Annotated in this window: 16 protein-coding genes and 1 pseudogene; 9 read left to right on the forward strand and 8 right to left on the reverse strand. The window is 67.7% G+C overall.

The window, feature by feature from the left end; translation table 11 throughout:
- The first annotated feature begins 24 nt into the window (after positions 1-24).
- Genes ACWV14_RS10075 through ACWV14_RS10090 form a run of 4 tightly spaced genes read left to right on the forward strand, consistent with a single transcriptional unit; the run spans position 25 to position 3351 of the window.
- On the forward strand, positions 25-897 hold the full coding sequence (locus tag ACWV14_RS10075; RefSeq protein WP_081268628.1) for a branched-chain amino acid ABC transporter permease: 873 nt from the start codon (positions 25-27) through the stop codon (positions 895-897).
- The gene (locus ACWV14_RS10080) at positions 898-1896 is read left to right on the forward strand and encodes a branched-chain amino acid ABC transporter permease (RefSeq protein ID WP_454907006.1); all 999 of its coding nucleotides are present in this window, start codon (positions 898-900) and stop codon (positions 1894-1896) included.
- Positions 1893-2654: an ABC transporter ATP-binding protein gene (locus ACWV14_RS10085; RefSeq protein WP_081268630.1), complete on the forward strand. Its 762-nt coding sequence runs from the start codon at positions 1893-1895 to the stop codon at positions 2652-2654. The genes ACWV14_RS10080 and ACWV14_RS10085 overlap by 4 nt, the downstream gene beginning before the upstream one ends.
- Positions 2647-3351, forward strand: a complete 705-nt coding sequence (locus ACWV14_RS10090; protein WP_422085765.1) for an ABC transporter ATP-binding protein — start codon at positions 2647-2649, stop codon at positions 3349-3351. The genes ACWV14_RS10085 and ACWV14_RS10090 overlap by 8 nt, the downstream gene beginning before the upstream one ends.
- Before the next feature lie 4 nt (positions 3352-3355).
- On the opposite strand, the gene ACWV14_RS10095 is transcribed toward ACWV14_RS10090, so the two are convergent.
- The 3 genes and pseudogenes from ACWV14_RS10095 to ACWV14_RS10105 all read right to left on the reverse strand — a co-directional run bounded on the left by ACWV14_RS10095 (position 3356) and on the right by ACWV14_RS10105 (position 6035).
- Positions 3356-4096 (reverse strand): DsbA family protein, encoded by a 741-nt coding sequence (locus tag ACWV14_RS10095; protein ID WP_454907003.1) that lies wholly within the window; start codon positions 4094-4096, stop codon positions 3356-3358.
- Positions 4090-4992: pseudogene (locus ACWV14_RS10100) on the reverse strand (MBL fold metallo-hydrolase); the annotation flags it as partial. The pseudogene ACWV14_RS10100 and the gene ACWV14_RS10095, both read right to left, overlap by 7 nt.
- 140 nt (positions 4993-5132) lie before the next feature.
- Entirely contained in the window at positions 5133-6035 is a 903-nt protein-coding gene (locus ACWV14_RS10105) for a LysR family transcriptional regulator (RefSeq protein WP_454907001.1), read from the reverse strand.
- A gap of 110 nt (positions 6036-6145) precedes the next feature.
- On the opposite strand from ACWV14_RS10105, the gene ACWV14_RS10110 reads away from it, so the two are divergent.
- Genes ACWV14_RS10110 through ACWV14_RS10120 form a run of 3 tightly spaced genes read left to right on the forward strand, consistent with a single transcriptional unit; the run spans position 6146 to position 9332 of the window.
- A complete protein-coding gene (locus ACWV14_RS10110) occupies positions 6146-7093 on the forward strand; it encodes a hydroxymethylglutaryl-CoA lyase (RefSeq protein WP_454906999.1) in 948 nt (315 codons plus the stop codon).
- Positions 7090-8295: a CaiB/BaiF CoA transferase family protein gene (locus tag ACWV14_RS10115; protein WP_454906997.1), complete on the forward strand. Its 1206-nt coding sequence runs from the start codon at positions 7090-7092 to the stop codon at positions 8293-8295. The genes ACWV14_RS10110 and ACWV14_RS10115 overlap by 4 nt, the downstream gene beginning before the upstream one ends.
- Positions 8296-8342: 47 nt before the next feature.
- Positions 8343-9332: a tripartite tricarboxylate transporter substrate binding protein gene (locus ACWV14_RS10120; protein ID WP_422085770.1), complete on the forward strand. Its 990-nt coding sequence runs from the start codon at positions 8343-8345 to the stop codon at positions 9330-9332.
- A gap of 9 nt (positions 9333-9341) precedes the next feature.
- Here ACWV14_RS10120 and ACWV14_RS10125 read toward each other — a convergent pair whose 3' ends face one another.
- From ACWV14_RS10125 to rpoD, 3 genes are all read right to left on the reverse strand, one after another.
- On the reverse strand, positions 9342-10472 hold the full coding sequence (locus ACWV14_RS10125) for an HPP family protein (RefSeq protein ID WP_454906995.1): 1131 nt from the start codon (positions 10470-10472) through the stop codon (positions 9342-9344).
- A 19-nt stretch (positions 10473-10491) separates the two neighbouring features.
- Positions 10492-11727 carry a multidrug effflux MFS transporter gene (locus ACWV14_RS10130; RefSeq protein WP_454906994.1) on the reverse strand — a complete coding sequence of 412 codons (1236 nt, stop codon included), beginning with the start codon at positions 11725-11727 and terminating at the stop codon, positions 10492-10494.
- A gap of 102 nt (positions 11728-11829) precedes the next feature.
- Positions 11830-14013: an RNA polymerase sigma factor RpoD gene (rpoD, locus tag ACWV14_RS10135; protein ID WP_454906992.1), complete on the reverse strand. Its 2184-nt coding sequence runs from the start codon at positions 14011-14013 to the stop codon at positions 11830-11832.
- Here rpoD and ACWV14_RS10140 point away from each other — a divergent pair.
- The gene (locus ACWV14_RS10140) at positions 14006-14335 is read left to right on the forward strand and encodes a hypothetical protein (protein WP_422085772.1); all 330 of its coding nucleotides are present in this window, start codon (positions 14006-14008) and stop codon (positions 14333-14335) included. The genes rpoD and ACWV14_RS10140 overlap by 8 nt on opposite strands.
- 123 nt (positions 14336-14458) lie before the next feature.
- Here ACWV14_RS10140 and dnaG read toward each other — a convergent pair whose 3' ends face one another.
- Complete coding sequence (gene dnaG, locus ACWV14_RS10145; RefSeq protein WP_454906990.1) at positions 14459-16480, reverse strand: DNA primase; 2022 nt, start codon at positions 16478-16480, stop codon at positions 14459-14461.
- A gap of 82 nt (positions 16481-16562) precedes the next feature.
- Between dnaG and ACWV14_RS10150 the strand changes: the two genes are divergently transcribed.
- Positions 16563-17510 carry a YihY/virulence factor BrkB family protein gene (locus tag ACWV14_RS10150; RefSeq protein ID WP_081268641.1) on the forward strand — a complete coding sequence of 316 codons (948 nt, stop codon included), beginning with the start codon at positions 16563-16565 and terminating at the stop codon, positions 17508-17510.
- Here ACWV14_RS10150 and ACWV14_RS10155 read toward each other — a convergent pair.
- Positions 17458-18216 (reverse strand): 3-hydroxyacyl-CoA dehydrogenase, encoded by a 759-nt coding sequence (locus ACWV14_RS10155; RefSeq protein WP_422085775.1) that lies wholly within the window; start codon positions 18214-18216, stop codon positions 17458-17460. The two genes, ACWV14_RS10150 and ACWV14_RS10155, sit on opposite strands and share 53 nt — an antisense overlap.
- Between the last annotated feature and the right edge of the window lie 3 nt (positions 18217-18219).

Below are 18219 nucleotides of genomic sequence, written 5' to 3' on the forward strand. Positions count from 1 at the left end.
GCGGCCAGTGTTTGAGTAGCTGACATGTTGACCATTCTTTTCGACGGCATCGCCTACGGCATGCTGCTCTTCGTGCTCGCCGTAGGGCTGGCCGTGACGCTCGGGCTGATGAACTTCATCAACCTCGCGCACGGCGCCTTTGCCATGGCCGGCGGGTATCTCACGGTGTTTGCCATGCAGAAGCTGGGCGTGCCGTTCCTGGCCTGCCTGCCGCTGGCGTTCATCGTCGTCGCGCTGGCCGGAGCCTTGCTGGAACGCACGCTCTACCGGCCGATGTACGGCAAGCCGCACCTGGACCAGGTGCTCTTTTCCATCGGCCTGGCCTTCATGGCGGTGGCCGCGGTCGACTACTTCGTCGGCTCTTCTCAACAGAACGTGCAGTTGCCCGAATGGCTGCGCGGACGCACCGAGATCGGCGACGGCGCGCTGCTGCTGGGCATGGGGCACTACCGCCTCTTCATCATCGCGGTCTGCGCGGTGCTGACGGTGGTGCTGCAGCTCATCCTGTCTAAGACGCGCTTCGGCAGCCGGCTGCGCGCGGCGGTCGACGACCCGCGCGTGGCGGCGGGGCTGGGCATCAACGTGAACATCGTGTTCCTGCTGACCTTTGCCGTGGGCTCGGGCCTCGCGGGGCTGGGCGGGGCGCTGGGCGCCGAGATCCTGGGGCTCGACCCGACCTTCCCGCTCAAGTACATGATCTATTTCCTGATCGTGGTTTCGGTCGGCGGCACCTCGTCGATCACCGGGCCGCTGGCGGCCGCGCTGCTGCTCGGCATTGCCGACGTGGCGGGCAAGTACTTCATTCCGAAGATGGGTGCGTTCACCGTCTACCTGCTGATGATCTTGATCCTGATGTGGCGGCCCCAGGGCCTGTTCACCCGAAAAGGAGGCCGCTGAATGAGCGCTCCTTCTTCCTCGGCCGGCTTCCAGTCGGCCCTGCTGCGCAAGGCGCGCTGGCATCCGCTCGAGTTCGTGGCCTGGGCCGTGGCCTTCGCGTTGCCGCTGGTCATGCCTTCGCATTCGCTGCTGGTCAATGAAATCGCCATCGTCGCGCTGTTCGCGATGTCGCTCGACCTGATCCTGGGCTACACCGGCATCGTGTCGCTGGGCCATGCTGCCTTCTTCGGCTTCGGCGCGTATGCGGCGGCGCTGTTCGCCAAGCTGGTGATGCCCGACCCGACCGTGGGCCTGGTGTTTGCCATCGTGCTGTCTGCGCTGCTGGGCCTGGTGGCCAGCGTGACTATCTTGCGCGGCAGCGACCTCACGCGGCTCATGGTCACGCTGGGCACCGCGCTGCTGCTGCTCGAACTCGCCAACAAGCTCGACTGGCTGACCGGCGGCGCCGACGGCCTGCAGGGCGTGGTCATGGGCCCGGTGCTCGGCATGTTCGACTTCGACCTGTACGGCCGCACGGCCGCCTGGTATTCACTGGCCGTGATGCTGGTGCTGTTCCTGCTGATGCGCCGGCTGGTGCATTCGCCGTTCGGCGCCACGCTGAAGGCGATCCGCGACAACCGGCTGCGCGCGATGGCCATCGGCATCCCGGTGGTGCCGCGGCTCGTCACGGTCTACACCGTCGCGGCCGGCGTTGCCGGAGCGGCGGGCGCGCTGCTGGCGCAGACCACCGGCTTCGCATCGCTCGACGTGCTGGCCTTCGACCGTTCGGCCGACGTGCTGCTGATGCTGGTCATCGGCGGCGTGGGCTGGCTCTATGGCGGGGTGGCGGGCGCCATCGTGTTCAAGCTGCTGCAGACCTGGCTGTCGGCGGTGACGCCGCAATACTGGATGTTCTGGATCGGCCTGATCCTGGTGCTGCTGGTGCTGGTGGGCCGCGACCGTCTGCTGAAGCCGTGGACATGGTTCGGCGCCGGCAAGAAGAAGGGCGGTGCGGCATGAGCGACACCGTGCTCTCCACCCACGGCCTCGTGATGCGCTTCGGCGGCATCACGGCCACCAACAACGTGACGATGGAGCTCAAGCGCGGCGCCCGCCATGCGCTGATCGGCCCCAACGGCGCGGGCAAGACCACGCTCATCAACCAGCTGACGGGCGTGCTCACGCCGACCGAAGGCCGCATCACGCTGCTGGGCGAAGACATCACGAAGCTCGCGCCGCACAAGCGCGTGGCGCGCGGCCTGGTGCGCACCTTCCAGATCAACCAGCTGTTCGACTCTATGACGCCGCTGGAGACGCTGGCGCTGGTGGTGTCGCAGCACCAGGGCGCGGGCGCGCAGTGGTGGCGGCCGCTCGGCTCCAGCAAGGCGATCGTCGAGCGCGCGACGCAACTGCTCGAACAGTTCCACCTGAGCGACGTGGCCCGCCAGCAGGTGAAGCACCTGGCCTACGGCAAGCGCAGGCTGCTGGAAATCGCGATCGCCCTGGCCTGCGAGCCGCGCGTGCTGCTGCTCGACGAGCCGGTGGCGGGCGTGCCCGCCGGCGAGCGCGAAGAGCTGCTGCAGACCGTGGCCGCGCTGCCGGCCGACGTGTCGGTGCTGCTGATCGAACACGACATGGACCTGGTGTTCAGCTTCGCAGACCGCATGACGGTGCTGGTCAACGGCACGCTGCTGACCGAGGGCGACCCCGAAACCATCGCCAATGATCCCAAGGTGAAAGAGGTCTATCTGGGCCACGGAGAAGCCGCCCATGTCTGAGCTGCTGCGAATCGAAAACCTGAGCGCCGGCTACGGCGAGGCAGTGGTGCTGCACGACGTGGCGTTCACGCTCGGCGAAGGCCAGACGCTGGCGCTGCTGGGCCGCAACGGCACCGGCAAGACCACGCTGATCAACACGCTGGCGGGCGCGACGCGCCAGCACGGCGGCAGCATCGCGCTGGGCGGGCAGGCGCTGCACAAGCTGGCGCCGCACCAGCGCGCGGCGGCCGGCATCGGCTGGGTGCCGCAGGAGCGCAACATCTTCAAGTCGCTCACGGTGCACGAGAACCTCACCGCCGTGGAGCGGCCCGGCAAGTGGAACACCCAGCGCGTCTACGAGATGTTCCCGCGCCTGGCGGAACGCAAGACCAACCTGGGCACGCAGCTCTCGGGTGGCGAGCAGCAGATGCTGGCCGTGGGCCGCGCGCTGGTGCTCAACCCCAAGCTGCTGCTGCTCGACGAGCCGCTCGAGGGGCTCGCGCCCATCATCGTGGAAGAGCTGCTGCGCGCCATCCGCCGCATCACGCAGGACGAGGGGCTGGCCGCGATCATCGTGGAGCAGCATCCGCAGGCGATCCTCGCGATTTCCGACGAGGCGGTGGTGCTGGACCACGGCACCATCGTGCACACCGACTCTGCAGCGGCATTGCGCGCACAGCCGCAGGTGCTGGACCGGCTGCTGGGCGTCGCGCGCTGAAGCCTCAGATCGCGCAGCCGTCGGGGCCGCACACCGGCGGCGTCGCGGCTGTGTCGGTCGCGGCGGGCTGAGACGCCGCAACCAGCGCGGCAAGCTGCGCTTTCCAGTCTTCGGCGCGGCCGAGCCAGGGGCCGATGTCGATGCGGCCCGCGCGGCCGTCGGCCTGTGTCAGTACGAAGGTCGGAAAGCCCTGGCCGCCCGCGCGCTGCAGGAATTGCCGGCTCTCGGCAATGTGCTGGGCAGTCGGCGCGCCCGACAGGCGATCGAATGCCGCGGCAAAGGCTTCGGCGTCGAAACCGAGTTCGGCCGCCAGTGCCTTCAGCACTTCCACGTCGGCGATGCGCCGGCCTTCCACGTAATGCGCCTGCTGCAGGCGATGCGCCATGTCCAGCCCGCCGCCCGCGCGCAGCGATTCGGCCGCCAGCACGGCGGTGGTCGGCGGCTCGGAGTCCATCACCGCGCCGGTGTCGCGCAGCAGTCCCTCGAAGTAGTTCTCGCCGAAGGGCTGGCCCGTCATCTCGGCGATGCGATGGTCGTGCGGCATCACGTAGTCGCGCCACTGCGGCGTGATCTGGCGGCGGTTGGCGCCGGTCATCATGCCGCCGCCGTGGAACTCGACCTGCAGTCCGGGCACGCCGCGTGCCGCGTCGACCAGCGGCGCGGCGGCGTAGCACCAGCCGCACAGCGGGTCGAAGATGTAGTGCAGGGTGGCGCCTTGGTCGGTTGCTGCGTTCATTGCGGCCATTTCATTTCTCCCTTGATGACCTTGGCGCCGAGCTCCAGCGACGAGGCGTCTTCCAGCTTCGGGTAGCGCTTCTTCATCGCGGCGATGAGTGCGGCCGAGTCCTTGGCCTTGGCAGCCTCGGTTTCGAAGGCCTTGAGGTAGCCGCGCGTGAACTTCACCGACGCAATGGTGTAAGGCGCCGAGCCGTCGGCATTCGGCATGTAGTGGCCGGGCACCACCGTCTTCGGGTGCAGGGCCTGGATGCGGTCCAGCGTCTTGAGCCAGTCGCGGCGCGACTCGGGCGTCTGCGTGTCGGCCACCCAGACGTGGATGTTGGCCGACACGGGGATGCCGCCGATCACCGCCTTCAGCGAGGGAATCCACGCGAAGCTGCGCTCGGGCGTTGGGCCGTCGAGGCCGACGACCTGGATCTTGCGGCCTTCGAGTTCGAGGCTGTCGCCGGCCAGCGCCTCGGGCACCACCAGCGACTTGGGTGCGTTGTCCTTCAGGATCGGGCCCCAGTGCGCGAGCTTGCCGTCCTTCGAGGCCTGGATGGCGGCCACCGTCTGCGGCGTGGCGACGATCTTCGCGTCGGGGAAGGCGGCATGGATCACGTCGAGGCCGAAGTAATAGTCGGGGTCGCTGTGGCTGATGTAGACCGTGGTGAGCTTCTTGCCCGTGGCCTTGATCTTCTGCACCAGCGCCTCGGCGTCGTTGCGCTGGAACTGCGCGTCGATCAGCACGGCGTCGGTCTGGCCGGTGACGATCTCCGACGAGACCGGGAACATCGACTTCGCGCCGGGGTTGTAGACGTCGAGCTTGAGCGGTTGCGCGGCCGTGGCGGCTTGCGCGGCCAGCGGGGCGAGGCTCAGCGTAGTGGCGAGGGCGGCGGCGGAGAGAAGGGCTCTGCGGAACATGGTGCGATCTTTCTGTGTGCGGTGAGGGGTGTGACAGCGCTGATGCCTCGAATGTTAGGTTGCGTGAACCGAAACAAAAACCCGACGAATCGCAATGAATCGTTTCCGATTCCGGGCGAATCGGAGGCCCGGCGGCTCGGTCAGTCCGTGGCGCAGCGCTGCAGATGCGCCACCAGCAACTGCGCCGAGGGCGACAGCGTGGCCTCGTCCCTGAAGCAGATCGCAAACCGCCGCCGCGCCCAGGCGTCGGTCAGCGGCATCAGCCGCAGGCCGTAGGCGTCGGTGAAGGGCCGCGCCACTTCCGCCGGCACCACGCTGATCGCCAGCCCGGCCCGCACCACGCGCAGCGCCGCATCGAAGTTCGACACCAGCACCCGGTGCACCAGCGGCTTGCCCGCCACCGCCGCCTCGCGCGCCAGCATCAGCTGCACCGCGCTGAGCGCGGGCATGCCGACGAATTCATGGTCGAGCACGTCCTCGAAGCGCACTTGCGCGTGTTGCGCCACCGGGTGCGAAGGATGCGCGACGATGGCCAGGTGGTCGGTGCGGTAGCTGCGCCTCTGCAGGCCTTCGAGGTCGGCCGCGTCCCAGCACAGGCCGATGGAGGCGCTGCCTTCGCGGATGCCGCGCACGATCTCAGGGCTCACGCGCTCCTCCATGTCGACGCGGATGTTGCGGTGCGCCGGGTTCTGCAGGAAGCCGGCCACGTCCTCCGCCAGCGACTCGGCCATGACCGAAGCCGAAGCCAGGATGCGCACGTGCCCGCGGGCGCCGCCGGCATAGGCGGCCATGTCGCGCTCGATGCGGTTCACGCTGCCGAGCATTGCGCGGGCGTGTTCCAGCAGGGTCTCGCCTGCCGGCGTCGGCACCACGCCGCGCCGCTTGCGCAGCAGCAGCGGCGTGCCCACCGCCTCTTCAAGCTGGGCCAGCCGCTTGCTGATGGCCGAGCCGACGATGCTGGCCTGCTCGCCGGCGCGCGCAATGCTGTGCGTTTCGCAGACGGAGACGAATAGCCGTAGGGTGGTCAGGTCGAGGTCGCGCATGGTGTCTCTAGATATTCCGGTTTGGAATCAGGTGGCTTCCAAAATATACCTTCTGGATCGAATCGGAACTTCTAACATGGGCGCCGTACCCTCACGACGGAGACAAAGTCTTGATTCACGCCTTCCTGCCGCCCCGCGCGGTCGTCCGCGAAGTGGGCCTGCGCGACGGCCTCCAGAGCATCGCCCGCGTGCTGCCCACCGAACGCAAGCTCGAATGGATCCGCGACGCCCACGCGGCCGGCCAGCGCGAGATCGAGGTCGGCTCGTTCGTGCCGGCGCACCTGCTGCCGCAGCTGGCCGACACCGCCGAACTGCTGGCTTATGCGAAGACGCTGCCGGGGCTGTTCGCCTCGGTGCTGGTGCCCAACCTCAAGGGCGCCGAGCGTGCCATCGCGGGCGAGGCCGACCTGGTGATCGTGCCGCTGTCGGCCAGCCATGCGCACAGCCTTGCCAACCTGCGCAAGACCCCTGACGAAGTGGTGGCCGAGGTCGGCCGCATCCGCGCGGCGCGCGACGCGGCGGGCTCGAAGACGCTGATCGACGGCGGCGTGGGCACGGCCTTCGGCTGCACGCTGCAGGGCCATGTCGATCCCGACGAAGTGCTGCGGCTGATGCAGGCGCTGCTCGACGCCGGCGCCGACCGCGTGAGCCTGGCCGACACCGTCGGCTATGCCGATCCGGCGATGGTGCGCAGCCTGTTCGAGCGTGCGCTGCGCATCGCGGGCGACCGGCTGTGGTGCGGCCATTTTCACGACACGCGCGGCATGGGGCTCGCGAACGTGTATGCCGCGCTGGAAGTCGGCATCACGCGTTTCGACGCCTGCCTGGCCGGCATCGGCGGCTGTCCGCATGCACCCGGTGCCAGCGGCAATGTCGACACGGAGGACCTGGTGTTCATGCTCGAGAGCATGGGCGTCGAGACCGGCGTCGATCTGCCGAAGCTGCTCGACCTGCGCCGCCGGGTGGCGGGCTGGCTCGAGGGAGAAACGCTGCAGGGCACGGTATGGCGCGCTGGCTTTCCCAAGACCTTCGCTGTTGCCGAGGGAGTCGCGGCATGAGCGCCACCGAAGAAAAGAAGCGCCTGCCGCTTGCAGGCATCCGCGTGGTCGAGTTCACCCACATGGTCATGGGCCCGACCTGCGGCATGGTGCTCGCGGACCTGGGGGCGGAAGTCATCAAGGTCGAACCCATCGACGGCGACCGTACCCGGCACCTGCTGGGCGCCGGCGCGGGCTTCTTTCCCATGTTCAACCGCAACAAGAAGAGCATCGCACTCGACCTGCGGAACCCCCAGGGGCTGGAAGCCGCGCTGCGCCTGTGCGCCACGGCCGACGTGGTGGCGCAGAACTTCAAGCCCGGCACCATGGACAAGTACGGCCTGGGCTACGCCGCGCTCGGCAAGCTCAACCCGCGCCTCGTGTACGTGAACCACACCGGCTTCCTGCCCGGCCCGTACGACCACCGCACCGCGCTCGACGAGGTGGTGCAGATGATGGGCGGGCTGGCCTACATGACCGGGCGCCCCGGCGATCCGCTGCGCGCTGGCACCAGCGTGAACGACATCATGGGCGGCATGTTCGGTGCCATCGGCGCCATTGCCGCGCTGATGCAGCGCGCCGAGACCGGCAAGGGGCAGGAGGTGCAGTCCGCGCTGTTCGAAAACAACGTGTTCCTGGTCGGCCAGCACATGATGCAGTACGCCATCACCGGTCAGGCCGCCGCGCCGATGCCGGAGCGCATCTCGGCCTGGGCGCTGTACGACGTGTTCACCGTGAAGGACGGCGAGCAGATCTTCCTGGCCGCGGTGAGCGATGCGCAGTGGAAGACTTTCTGCGACGCGCTGGGCTTCGACGACCTGAAGGCCGACGCCGCCCTGCAGACGAACAACGAGCGCGTGCGTGCGCGGCCCACCTTGCTGGCCGACCTGCGCGAGCGGCTGGCCGGGCGTTCGGCGGCGGAGCTGTCGGCCATCTTCGAGGCCAACGGCCTGCCTTTCGCGCCGATCACGCGGCCCGAAGACCTGTACGCCGATCCGCACCTCAAGGCCACCGGCGGCCTCGTGGACATCCGCCTGCCCGACGGCGAGCGCGCCGGCGAAATGGCGCAGACCACGCTGTTCCCGATCACGCTCGGCGGCGAGCGCCTGGGCGTGCGCATGCACCCGCCGACGCTGGGCGAGCACACCCGCGAACTGCTGGCCGAACTGGGCTATGCGCGCGAGCAGGTCGATGAACTGCTTGCGGGCTCGGCGGTGGCCTGATCCACGCGCCGGCGCGAATTTTCAAAACCATAAAGAGAGACAAAGCCATGACCGACAAGACATTTCCCCCGATGAACCGCCGCGCGGTGCTGGGCCTCGGTGCCTGCGCCGCCGCGGTGGCCGCATGCCCGGCGTTCGCACAGGGCTCGGACAAGCCCATCCGCTTCATCCTGCCGATCAGCGCCGGCTCCGGCGTCGACACCATCGTGCGTGCGGCGGCACCCGCGCTCGGCAAGGCCTTCGGCCAGCCGGTGGTGATCGAGAACCTGCCGGGTGCCGGCGGCATCACCGGAGCGGGGGCCATCGTCAAGGCCGCGCCCGACGGGCTCACGCTGGGCATGGTGTCGAACAACCACGTCATCAACCCGGCGGTGTTCAAGAAGATGCCGTTCGACGCGATCAATGACATCACGCCGATCAGCGTGGTGGGTGCCACGCCGCTGGTGCTGGTGGCCAACCCGAAGCTGCCCGCGAAGAACGTGCAGGAGCTGATCGCGCTGCTGCGCGCCAAGCCCGGCGGCTACAACTACGCGTCGTCGGGCAACGGCACCATCATTCACCTGGCCGGCGAGATGTTCATGGACGAGGCCGGCGTGAAGGCGCGGCACATTCCGTACAAGGGCACGGGCCCGATGGTGACCGACATGATCGGCGGGCAGGTCGAGATGGGCGTGGTGTCGTTGCCGGCGGTGCAGCCGCACATCAGGAGCGGCGCGCTGCGCGCCATCGGTCTGTGCGGCGCCACGCGCTCGCCGGCCGCCCCGGACATCGCGACCATCGCGGAGCAGGGGCTGCCCAACTACGCGGTCGAAGGCTGGTTCGCGGTGATCGGGCCGGCGAAGATGCAGGCCGCCGATGTGCAGCGCGTGCACGACGCGGTGGCCGCAGCCTTCACCAGCGCCGAGGTGAAAGAGGCGATGGACAAGCAGGGCAACGTCATCAAGCCCACCACGCCCGAGCAGGCCGCGGCGTACTTCCGCAGCGAGGCGGCGCGCTATGCGGCGCTGGTGAAGAAAGCGAACGTCGTCCTGGAATGACGGCCGGGCCTACGCCGGCCCGACGGCGCGGTAGAGCGCCCGCACGAAATCCGACTGCGTGATCATCCCCGTCAGGCGCTTCTCGCCGTCGATGATCGGGATATGGTGGTGCCCGCCTTCGGAGAACAGCGGCACCAGGTCGACCACCGGCCGGTCGGCGCTGGCCACGCGCACCTGGCGCGTCATGATCTGGCCGACCACCTCTGGCTTGTTCGACATCACGGTGCGCGTGGCGCGAATCAGCTCGCGCAGCCTGCCCGCGATGCCGTCGTGGTGCTGCAGGTCGAGCTGGCGGAAGAAATCGGCCTGCGTGACGATGCCGACCACGCGGCGCGTGCGATCCGTTACCGGCAGGGCCTTGATGCGGCGTTCGTGCATCAGCGCCCAGGCTTCCTGCAGCGGCGTGCCGAACTCCACCGAGATGGGCTCGCTCGACATGATGTCGGCGCAATGCAGCGTGCCGAGGCGGCGCTTGTACGACTCCAGCTCGGTCTGCTGGATCAGCGATTCGAGGTCGTCGCGGCTGATGTCCAGCACCTGGTTGTAGCGGGCCAGCACGGCGTCGATGTCGGCCTGGCTGAAGCGCGCATCGGCCGCCGGCGGGCGCGCGACCTGCACATGCGGATAGCGCCGGCCGGTGAGCGTGTTGTAGAGCACGCCCGCCAGTACCAGCAGCAGCGAGTTGGTGAAGAAGGGGAACAGCGCCGACGAGAAATGCGTGGTGTGCGTGAGCACCGCAAGCAGCGCCGCGGCGCCGCCGGGCGGATGCAGGCAGCGTGCGCTGAACATGAGCGCAACGGCCAGTGCCACGGCCACGGCAGCAGCGATGGTCGGCTCGGGAATCCAGCTGGCGCAGGCGATGCCCACCACCGCCGACAGCGTGTTGCCGCCGATCACCGGCCAGGGCTGCGCCAGCGGGCTCGCCGGCACCGCGAACACCAGCACCGCGCTGGCGCCCAGCGGCGCGATCAGCCAGACGCTTGCATGCAGCGGACCTGCCAGCCAGTGCGACAGCAGCGCCGCCGCCAGCAGGCCGAGGCCGGCACCGGCCACTGCGCGCAGACGTTCGCGCGCATCGACGGTGGTGCGTGCCGGCAGCCAGGCGCGCGCATGAGCCAGGAGGGCGTCGAACCTCGGCATCGGAACGCGTCTCCCGTGCTCAGCCTTCGTGGGCGACCATGCGCCCGATCTCGGGCCAGCGGCCGTGCAGCCACACCCAGGCGACGAGGCCGATGGCGAGCATGGCCATCGAAGTCAGCGCCAGCGCGAGCGTGGAATGCATCACCAGCGGCGCCACCGCGCCGGCCACGATGCCGTTGGCGGTGGAGCCGATCACTGCCTGCAGCGACGAGGCCATGCCGCGGCGCTCGGGGTGCAGGTCGAGCACCAGCAGCGTGACCACCGGCACCATCAGCGCCCAGCCGAAGGCGAACACCGCCAGCGGCCACAGCGCCCATGCCACGTGCGCTTGGAAGAAGGTGTTGGCCATCACGTTGACCACCGAGGTGATCAGCATGATGAGAAAGCCGTCGCGGATCTGCCGCTTGGGCGCGACCTTGCCGGCCATGCGCCCGCTGGCGCGCGCGCCGAGCATGATGCCGCCGATGGTCAGCAGGAAGAACCAGAAGAACTGCTGCGGCTGCAGGGCGAGGTGGTCGCCGAGGAACGCGGGCGCGGCCAGCACGTAGAGGAACATGCCGTTGAAGGGCACGCCGCTGGCAAAGGCCAGCAGCAGGAAGCGCGGGTCGGAGCACAGGTCCCAGTAGCCGCGCATCAGGTGGCGCACCTGGAAGGGCTGGCGGTGGTCCTTGTGCAGCGTCTCGGGCAGCAGCTTGTAGTTGGCCGTGAACAGCACCACGCCCACCGCCACCAGGAACCAGAACACCGCATGCCAGCCCGCGTGCACGAACAGGAAGCCGCCCACGATGGGCGCGATGGCCGGCGCCACGCCGAAGTAGATCGTGACCTGGCTCATCACCCGCTGCGCCTCGGCGGGCGGGAACATGTCGCGGATCACCGCGCGCGACACCACGATGCCGGCGCCGGTCGAAAGGCCCTGCAGCCCGCGGAACAGCACCAGCTGCGTGATGTTCTGCGACAGCGCGCAGCCCAGCGACGCCAGCGTGAACACCGCCAGCCCCCACAGCACCACGGGGCGGCGCCCGAAGCTGTCCGACAGCGCGCCGTGGAACAGGTTCATGAACGCGAAGCCGAAAAGGTAGGCCGAGAGCGTCTGCTGCATCTCTGCAGGCGTCGCGCCGATCGATTGCGCGATGCCCGAGAACGCCGGGATGTAGGTGTCGATCGAGAAGGGCCCGAGCATGCCCAGCACGGCGAGCAGCACGGCAAGCGCCCAGCGCGGGGCCTGCCAGAGTTTGTCTGCATCGGGATTCATGGAAAGGCAGCTCCGTTGTACTTGTTGTCTGTCTACGAAAAAGAGAACGCCCGCCGCCCGTGTGAGGGGCAAGGCGGGCGCTTTGGCTTCAGCGAACCCGGATTACAGGGTGTCGATGAAGCTGCGCAGCTTGTCCGAACGGCTCGGGTGCTTCAGCTTGCGCAGCGCCTTGGCTTCGATCTGGCGGATGCGCTCGCGGGTCACGTCGAACTGCTTGCCGACTTCTTCCAGCGTGTGGTCCGTGCTCATTTCGATGCCGAAGCGCATGCGCAGCACCTTGGCTTCGCGCGGCGTGAGCGAGTCGAGGATGTCCTTGACCACGTCGCGCAGGCCGGCCTGCATGGCGGCTTCGATGGGCGCCGTGTTGCTGCTGTCCTCGATGAAGTCGCCCAGGTGCGAATCGTCGTCGTCGCCGATGGGAGTTTCCATCGAGATCGGCTCCTTGGCGATCTTCATGATCTTGCGGATCTTGTCTTCCGGGATCTCCATCTTCGCGGCCAGGATGCCGGCGTCGGGCTCGAAGCCGAACTCCTGCAAGTGCTGGCGCGAAATGCGGTTCATCTTGTTGATCGTCTCGATCATGTGCACCGGGATGCGGATGGTGCGCGCCTGGTCGGCGATCGAGCGGGTGATGGCCTGGCGGATCCACCACGTCGCGTAGGTCGAGAACTTGTAGCCGCGACGGTATTCGAACTTGTCGACCGCCTTCATCAGGCCGATGTTGCCTTCCTGGATCAGGTCCAGGAACTGCAGGCCGCGGTTGGTGTACTTCTTGGCGATGGAGATCACGAGGCGCAGGTTGGCCTCGATCATTTCCTTCTTGGCGTCGCGCGAAGACGATTCGCCTTCGTTCATGCGCTTGTTGATGTCCTTGAGCTGCGTGAGCGGCACCACCACGCGCGACTGGATGTCGGCGAGCTTCTGCTGCAGTTCCTGCACCGGCGGGATGTTGCGCCCGAGCACCGTGCTCCACGGCTTGCCGGCGGCGGCCTGCTTCTCGACCCACTTGAGGTTCAGCAGGTTGGACGGAATGACGTTGCCGTTCTTGTCGAAGCCGCTGAAGTCGCGGATGAACTCTTCCTGCGGGAAGCCGCACTTGTCCACGATGATGCGGCGCAGCTCGCGTTCCTTCTTGCGAACGTCGTCCACCTGCGTGCGCACCAGGTCGCACAGCTTTTCGATGGTGCGGGCGGTGAAGCGGATGGTCATCAGCTCGTCCGACATGGCCTGCTGGGCCTTGGCGTACGCCGGCGTGCCGTAGCCTTCCTTGTCGTAGATCTTGTGGACCTTCTCGAACAGGGCGGCGATGCGGTCGAAGCGTTCGAGCGCGTCACGCTTGAGTTCTTCGAGCTTCTTGGTCAGGGCCTTGGAGCCGCCCTTGCCGTCGTCGTCGTCTTCTTCGTCGAATTCGTCGAAGTCTTCTTCGGCCACGTAGTCGTCGGCCTCGTTGGGGTTCGAGAAGCCGTCGACGATGGTCGAGATGACGACCTTGCCTTCACGGATCTCGGCGGCCAGGCGCAGGATTTCGGCGATGGTGGCTGGGGAGGCCGAGATGGCTTCCATCATGGCCATCAGGCCGCCTTCGATGCGCTTGGCGATTTCGATTTCGCCTTCGCGGGTCAGCAGTTCGACCGTGCCCATTTCGCGCATGTACATGCGCACCGGGTCGGTGGTGCGGCCGAATTCGCTGTCCACCGTGGAGAGAGCCGCTTCGGCTTCTTCCTCGGCTTCTTCCACCGTGGTGGCGGTGGGTGCGGTGTTGTTCAGCAGCAGGGTTTCGGCGTCGGGCGTCTGCTCGTACACCGCCACGCCCATGTCGTTGAGCATGGTGACCACGACTTCCATGGTCTCGGCGTCGACCAGCTTGTCGGGCAAGTGGTCGGAGATTTCGCCGTGCGTGAGGTAGCCGCGGGTCTTGCCCAGCGTGATCAGGGTCTTCAGGCGCGAGCGGCGCTTGGCCAGGTCTTCTTCGGAGAGCACGGTCTCGTCGAGGCCGAACTCCTTCATCAAGGCGCGTTCCTTCGCCTTGCTGATCTTCATGCGAAGCGGCTTGACCTTCTCTTCGGTGGTCGTGGCTGCCGCGGGTTCGTCGCCGGCCAGGTCGTCCTCGATGTCCGACAGGTCGATGTCGCTCTCGGGCGCGTCCTTGTCAGCCTTGGGCTTGCGGCCGCGCTTGGCGCCGGTGGTGGCAGCGGCGCCGGCGGCCTTGGGCGGGCGCCCGACTTTCTTGGCGGCGGGGGCGGCGGCTTTTTTGGGATCGTCGAGAGAGGTCGATTTCGTGGGCACGGTTTTCACTTTCGTTGCGGCTGCCGATTTGGTTGCGGCGGCACCCGTCTTAGATGCCGGCGACTGGCCGGCTTTCAACGGTTTTTCTGCTGCGGGCTTGGTGGCGACGCTTTTGGCAAGTGAAGGAGCAGGCTTCTTTGAACTGGGCATACGACCTCGTTACGGCAAGAAAAGACAAGCGGAATCACAGGCGCGCCGTCACGCGGACAGCGCCACCACGCCCGTGCACAGGCACGGACAAAACAATTGGGAAAGAGGAAGTGATTCCTCAACAGGCAAGATGTCGGGCGAACATTTGGTGTGCAGTCCTTGCGGTTATTGACCCTTTCCGCCGGAATTTACCGTTGGAGTGCGTTGCGCTAGGGGTCGGCCCGGAGGTGCTGCTGTCGCTCTTGCCTAATTTCGCCAGTTGCGAAGCCCTACATTATAGCGCGTTGCGCAAATTTCAAGCACTTTCTGTACCGGACGGGCGCAGGCGGTTGCGCAATTCGAGCCGGCGCGCCTCCAGCGCCTTGTAGCGCTCCAGGGCCTTCGGGTCTTTACCTACGGCCGCGATGGCCTCGCTCTGCTGGGCTTTCAGGCGGTCGTCGAGCATGAAGTCGAGCACGCTGGTCAGCTCCTTGGCGGCGTCGGCCAGGTGCTGTTCTTCCTCGCCCTCGGGCACCGGCCCGGCTTCGGAGACGGCCATGAGCCGCTCGGCCAGTGGCTCGAAGTCGAGCCCGCGCAGGCCCTCGCGCAGCGCCGCCCAGGGCTGGACGCCGTGCTCGTGCAGCTGGCTGTCGAGCCATGTGAAGAGGGCGCCGTGCGAGCCGGGCAGGTCGCACAGCATCAGGTGCAGCTCGTGCGAAAGCGCCTCCCACTGCGCCATGTTCGACAGCAGCAGCCGCACCGCTACGTCGGGCCGGCTGGGCGGGGTGCCGCGGCCGCGCAGCGGCTCTATGGGCTCCTCGAACTTGCCGCCCCAGCGCTTGCCCTTGATGAACTTGCGCTGCGGCTGGAACTTGGGCTTGCTATCGCTTTCATAGCGCGGCGGCTCGTAGTCCTGCGGCGGCGGCATGTCGGGGTAGTAGTCGTCCCCGCCGCCCGTGTACATGGGCGGTTCGTTGTGGCGCTGCCCGGCGGAGGTGCCGCCAGGCTTGCGCGGGCCGGGCGTGGAGGCCCACAGCTCCGAGAGCGCCGCCGCGTCGAGCTGCACCAGCGCGGCGATCTCGCCCAGCAGCTGGCGCTTGAGCGCGCCGTCGGGCATGGCGCTCCAGAGCGGGCGCACGTTGCTGGTCATGTGGGCGCGGCCTTCGGCGGTGGTCAGGTCGCAGCCTTCGCGGGCGGCTTCGAGCATGAAGCGCGACAGCGGCGTGGCCTCGGTCACGAAGCGGGCGAAGGCCTCGGCGCCGTGCTCGCGGATGAAGCTGTCGGGGTCGTGCTCGGCCGGCAGGAACAGAAACTTGATGCTGCGCACGTCGGTGGCGTAGGGCAGCGCGCCGTCGAGCGCCTTGCGCGCGGCGCGGCGGCCGGCGGCGTCCCCGTCGAAGCTGAACACCACCGATTCGGTGAAGCGGAAGAGCTTTTGCACATGCTCGCTCGTGCAGGCCGTGCCCAGCGTGGCCACCGCGTTCGGAAAGCCGAGTTGCGCCAGCGCCACCACGTCCATGTAGCCCTCGGTGACCAGTGCGTAGCCCCGGTCGCGGAAGGCGGCACGGGCTTCGTAGAGGCCGTAGAGCTCACGGCCCTTGCTGAACACGGGCGTCTCAGGCGAGTTCAGGTACTTGGGCTTCTCGTCGCCCAGCACGCGGCCGCCGAAGCCGATGCACTCGCCCTTCACGTTGCGGATCGGGAACATCACGCGGTCGCGGAAGCGGTCGTAGCGCTTGGCTTCCTCCTCGCTGAGCTTGCCTTCTTCGTTGTTGACGATCACCAGCCCGCTCTCGGCGAGCAGCGGGTCGTCGTAGTCGGGGAACACGCTGGCCAGCGCGCGCCAGCCGGCCGGCGCGTAGCCGATGCCGAACTGCTTGGCCACCTCGCCGGACACGCCGCGACCCTTCAGGTATTCGATGGCGCCGGGCGCCTGGCGCAGGTGCTTGCGGTAGGCGTCGCCGGCCTTTTCGAGCACGTCGGTCAGCGTGGCCTGCTTCTGGCGCTGGCTGGCGGCGCGGGCGCGTTCGGCGGGGGAGGCGTCGTCCTCCGGCACCTGCAGGCCGTACTGGCCGGCCAGGTCATGCACCGCCTCGACGAAGCCCATGCCCGCATGCTCCATCAGGAAGCCGATGGCGTTGCCATGCACCCCGCAGCCGAAGCAGTGATAGAACTGCTTGGTCGGGCTGACGGAGAAAGAGGGCGATTTCTCGCCGTGGAACGGGCACAGGCCCATGAAATTGGCGCCGGCCTTCTTGAGCTGCACATAGCGGCCGACGATCTCGACCACATCGGCGCGCGCGATGAGTTCCTGGATGAATGAAGCGGGGATGGTCATGTAGGCGAAGAGCGGCAAATCATACGCAAGCCGCCGAACGCCCGCGGCCGGGCGGCATACTGGCCGCGACCGAAATCCACGCATGACGATGTCCAACCCCTTGCAACATGCTGCTCCCGTGCTGCGCCACCCCGTGCGATTCGCCTGGGAGGCGCTGAAGGAATTCCGCGCCAACCAGGGCCTGCTGCTCGCGGGCGCGGTGGCGTACTACGCGCTCTTGTCCATCGTGCCGCTGCTGATCGTGAGCGTGATCGCGCTGTCGCACGTCATCGAGCAGGCCGAATTGCTGCGCACCATCGGGCGGTATCTCGAATGGCTGCTGCCGGGGCAGTCGAAAGCCATCGTGGCCGAACTGTCGAGCTTCCTGGATCACCGCGACGTGCTCGGGCCGGTGCTGCTGGTGACGATGATCTTCTTCAGCTCTCTGGCCTTCAGCGTTCTCGAGAGTGCGATGGCGGTGTTCTTCCACCACCGCAAGGCCGCCCACAAACGCCATTTCCTGGTGTCCGTGGCCATGCCGTACGTCTACATCCTGTGCCTTTGCGTGGGGCTGCTGCTGGTCACGCTGGTGTCGGGCGCGCTGCAGCTGGTGGGGCAGGAGAGCGTCGACCTGCTGGGGCACAGCTGGTCGCTGTCGGGTATTTCGGGGCTTCTGCTGTACCTGCTGGGGCTGGGCGGCGAGATCTTCATGCTGACCTCGCTCTACCTCGTGATGCCGGCCGGGCGCATGTCGCTGCGGCATGCGCTGCTGGGCGGCGTGACGGCCGCGCTGCTGTGGGAGGCCACGCGGCGCGTGCTGATCTGGTACTTCTCTACGCTGTCGCAGGTGAACGTGGTCTACGGCTCGCTCACCACGGCGATCGTGGTGCTGCTGAGCCTGGAAATTGCGGCCACGCTGGTGCTGCTGGGAGCCCAGGTGATCGCGCAGTACGAGCGCCTGGACCGCACCGGCAGCACGAAGCCGCCAGCCTCCGAGGTCAGCGGGGAGCCAATCGAATCGCTCCGTCCAGACGAATCACCTCGCCGTTGAGCATGTCGTTCTCGATGATGTGCTTGGCCAGCTTGGCGTAGTCCTCGGGCGTGCCCAGGCGCGAGGGGAAGGGCACGCTGGCCGCCAGGGCGTCCTGCACTTCCTGAGGCATGCCGAACAGCATGGGCGTGCCGAAGATGCCGGGGGCGATGGTCATGTTGCGGATGCCGCTGCGCGCGAGGTCGCGGGCGATCGGCAGCGTCATGCCGACCACGCCGCCCTTGGAGGCGCTGTAGGCCGCCTGGCCGATCTGGCCGTCGTAGGCCGCGACCGAAGCGGTTGAAATCAGCACGCCGCGCTCGCCGGTGGCTTCGGGCTCGTTCTTGCCCATGGCGTCGGCCGCCAGGCGGATCATGTTGAAGCTGCCGATCAGGTTGACCGTGACGGTCTTGCTGAACACCGCCAGCGCGTGCGGGCCGTTCTTGCCCACGGTCTTCTCGGCCGGCGCGATGCCGGCGCAGTTGACCAGTCCGACCAGCTTGCCGAGCTTGAGCGCGGCGGCCACCACCGCTTGGCCGTCGGCTTCCTGGCTCACGTCGCACTTGACGAACACGCCGCCGATTTCCTTGGCAACGGCTTCGCCCTTGTCAGCCTGCATGTCGGCGATGACCACCTTGGCGCCGTTGGCGGCCAGCATGCGCGCCGTGCCTTCGCCGAGGCCCGAAGCGCCACCGGTCACGATAAAAACCTTGCCGTCGATCTGCATTGA

This window comes from Variovorax durovernensis (assembly GCF_977011995.1).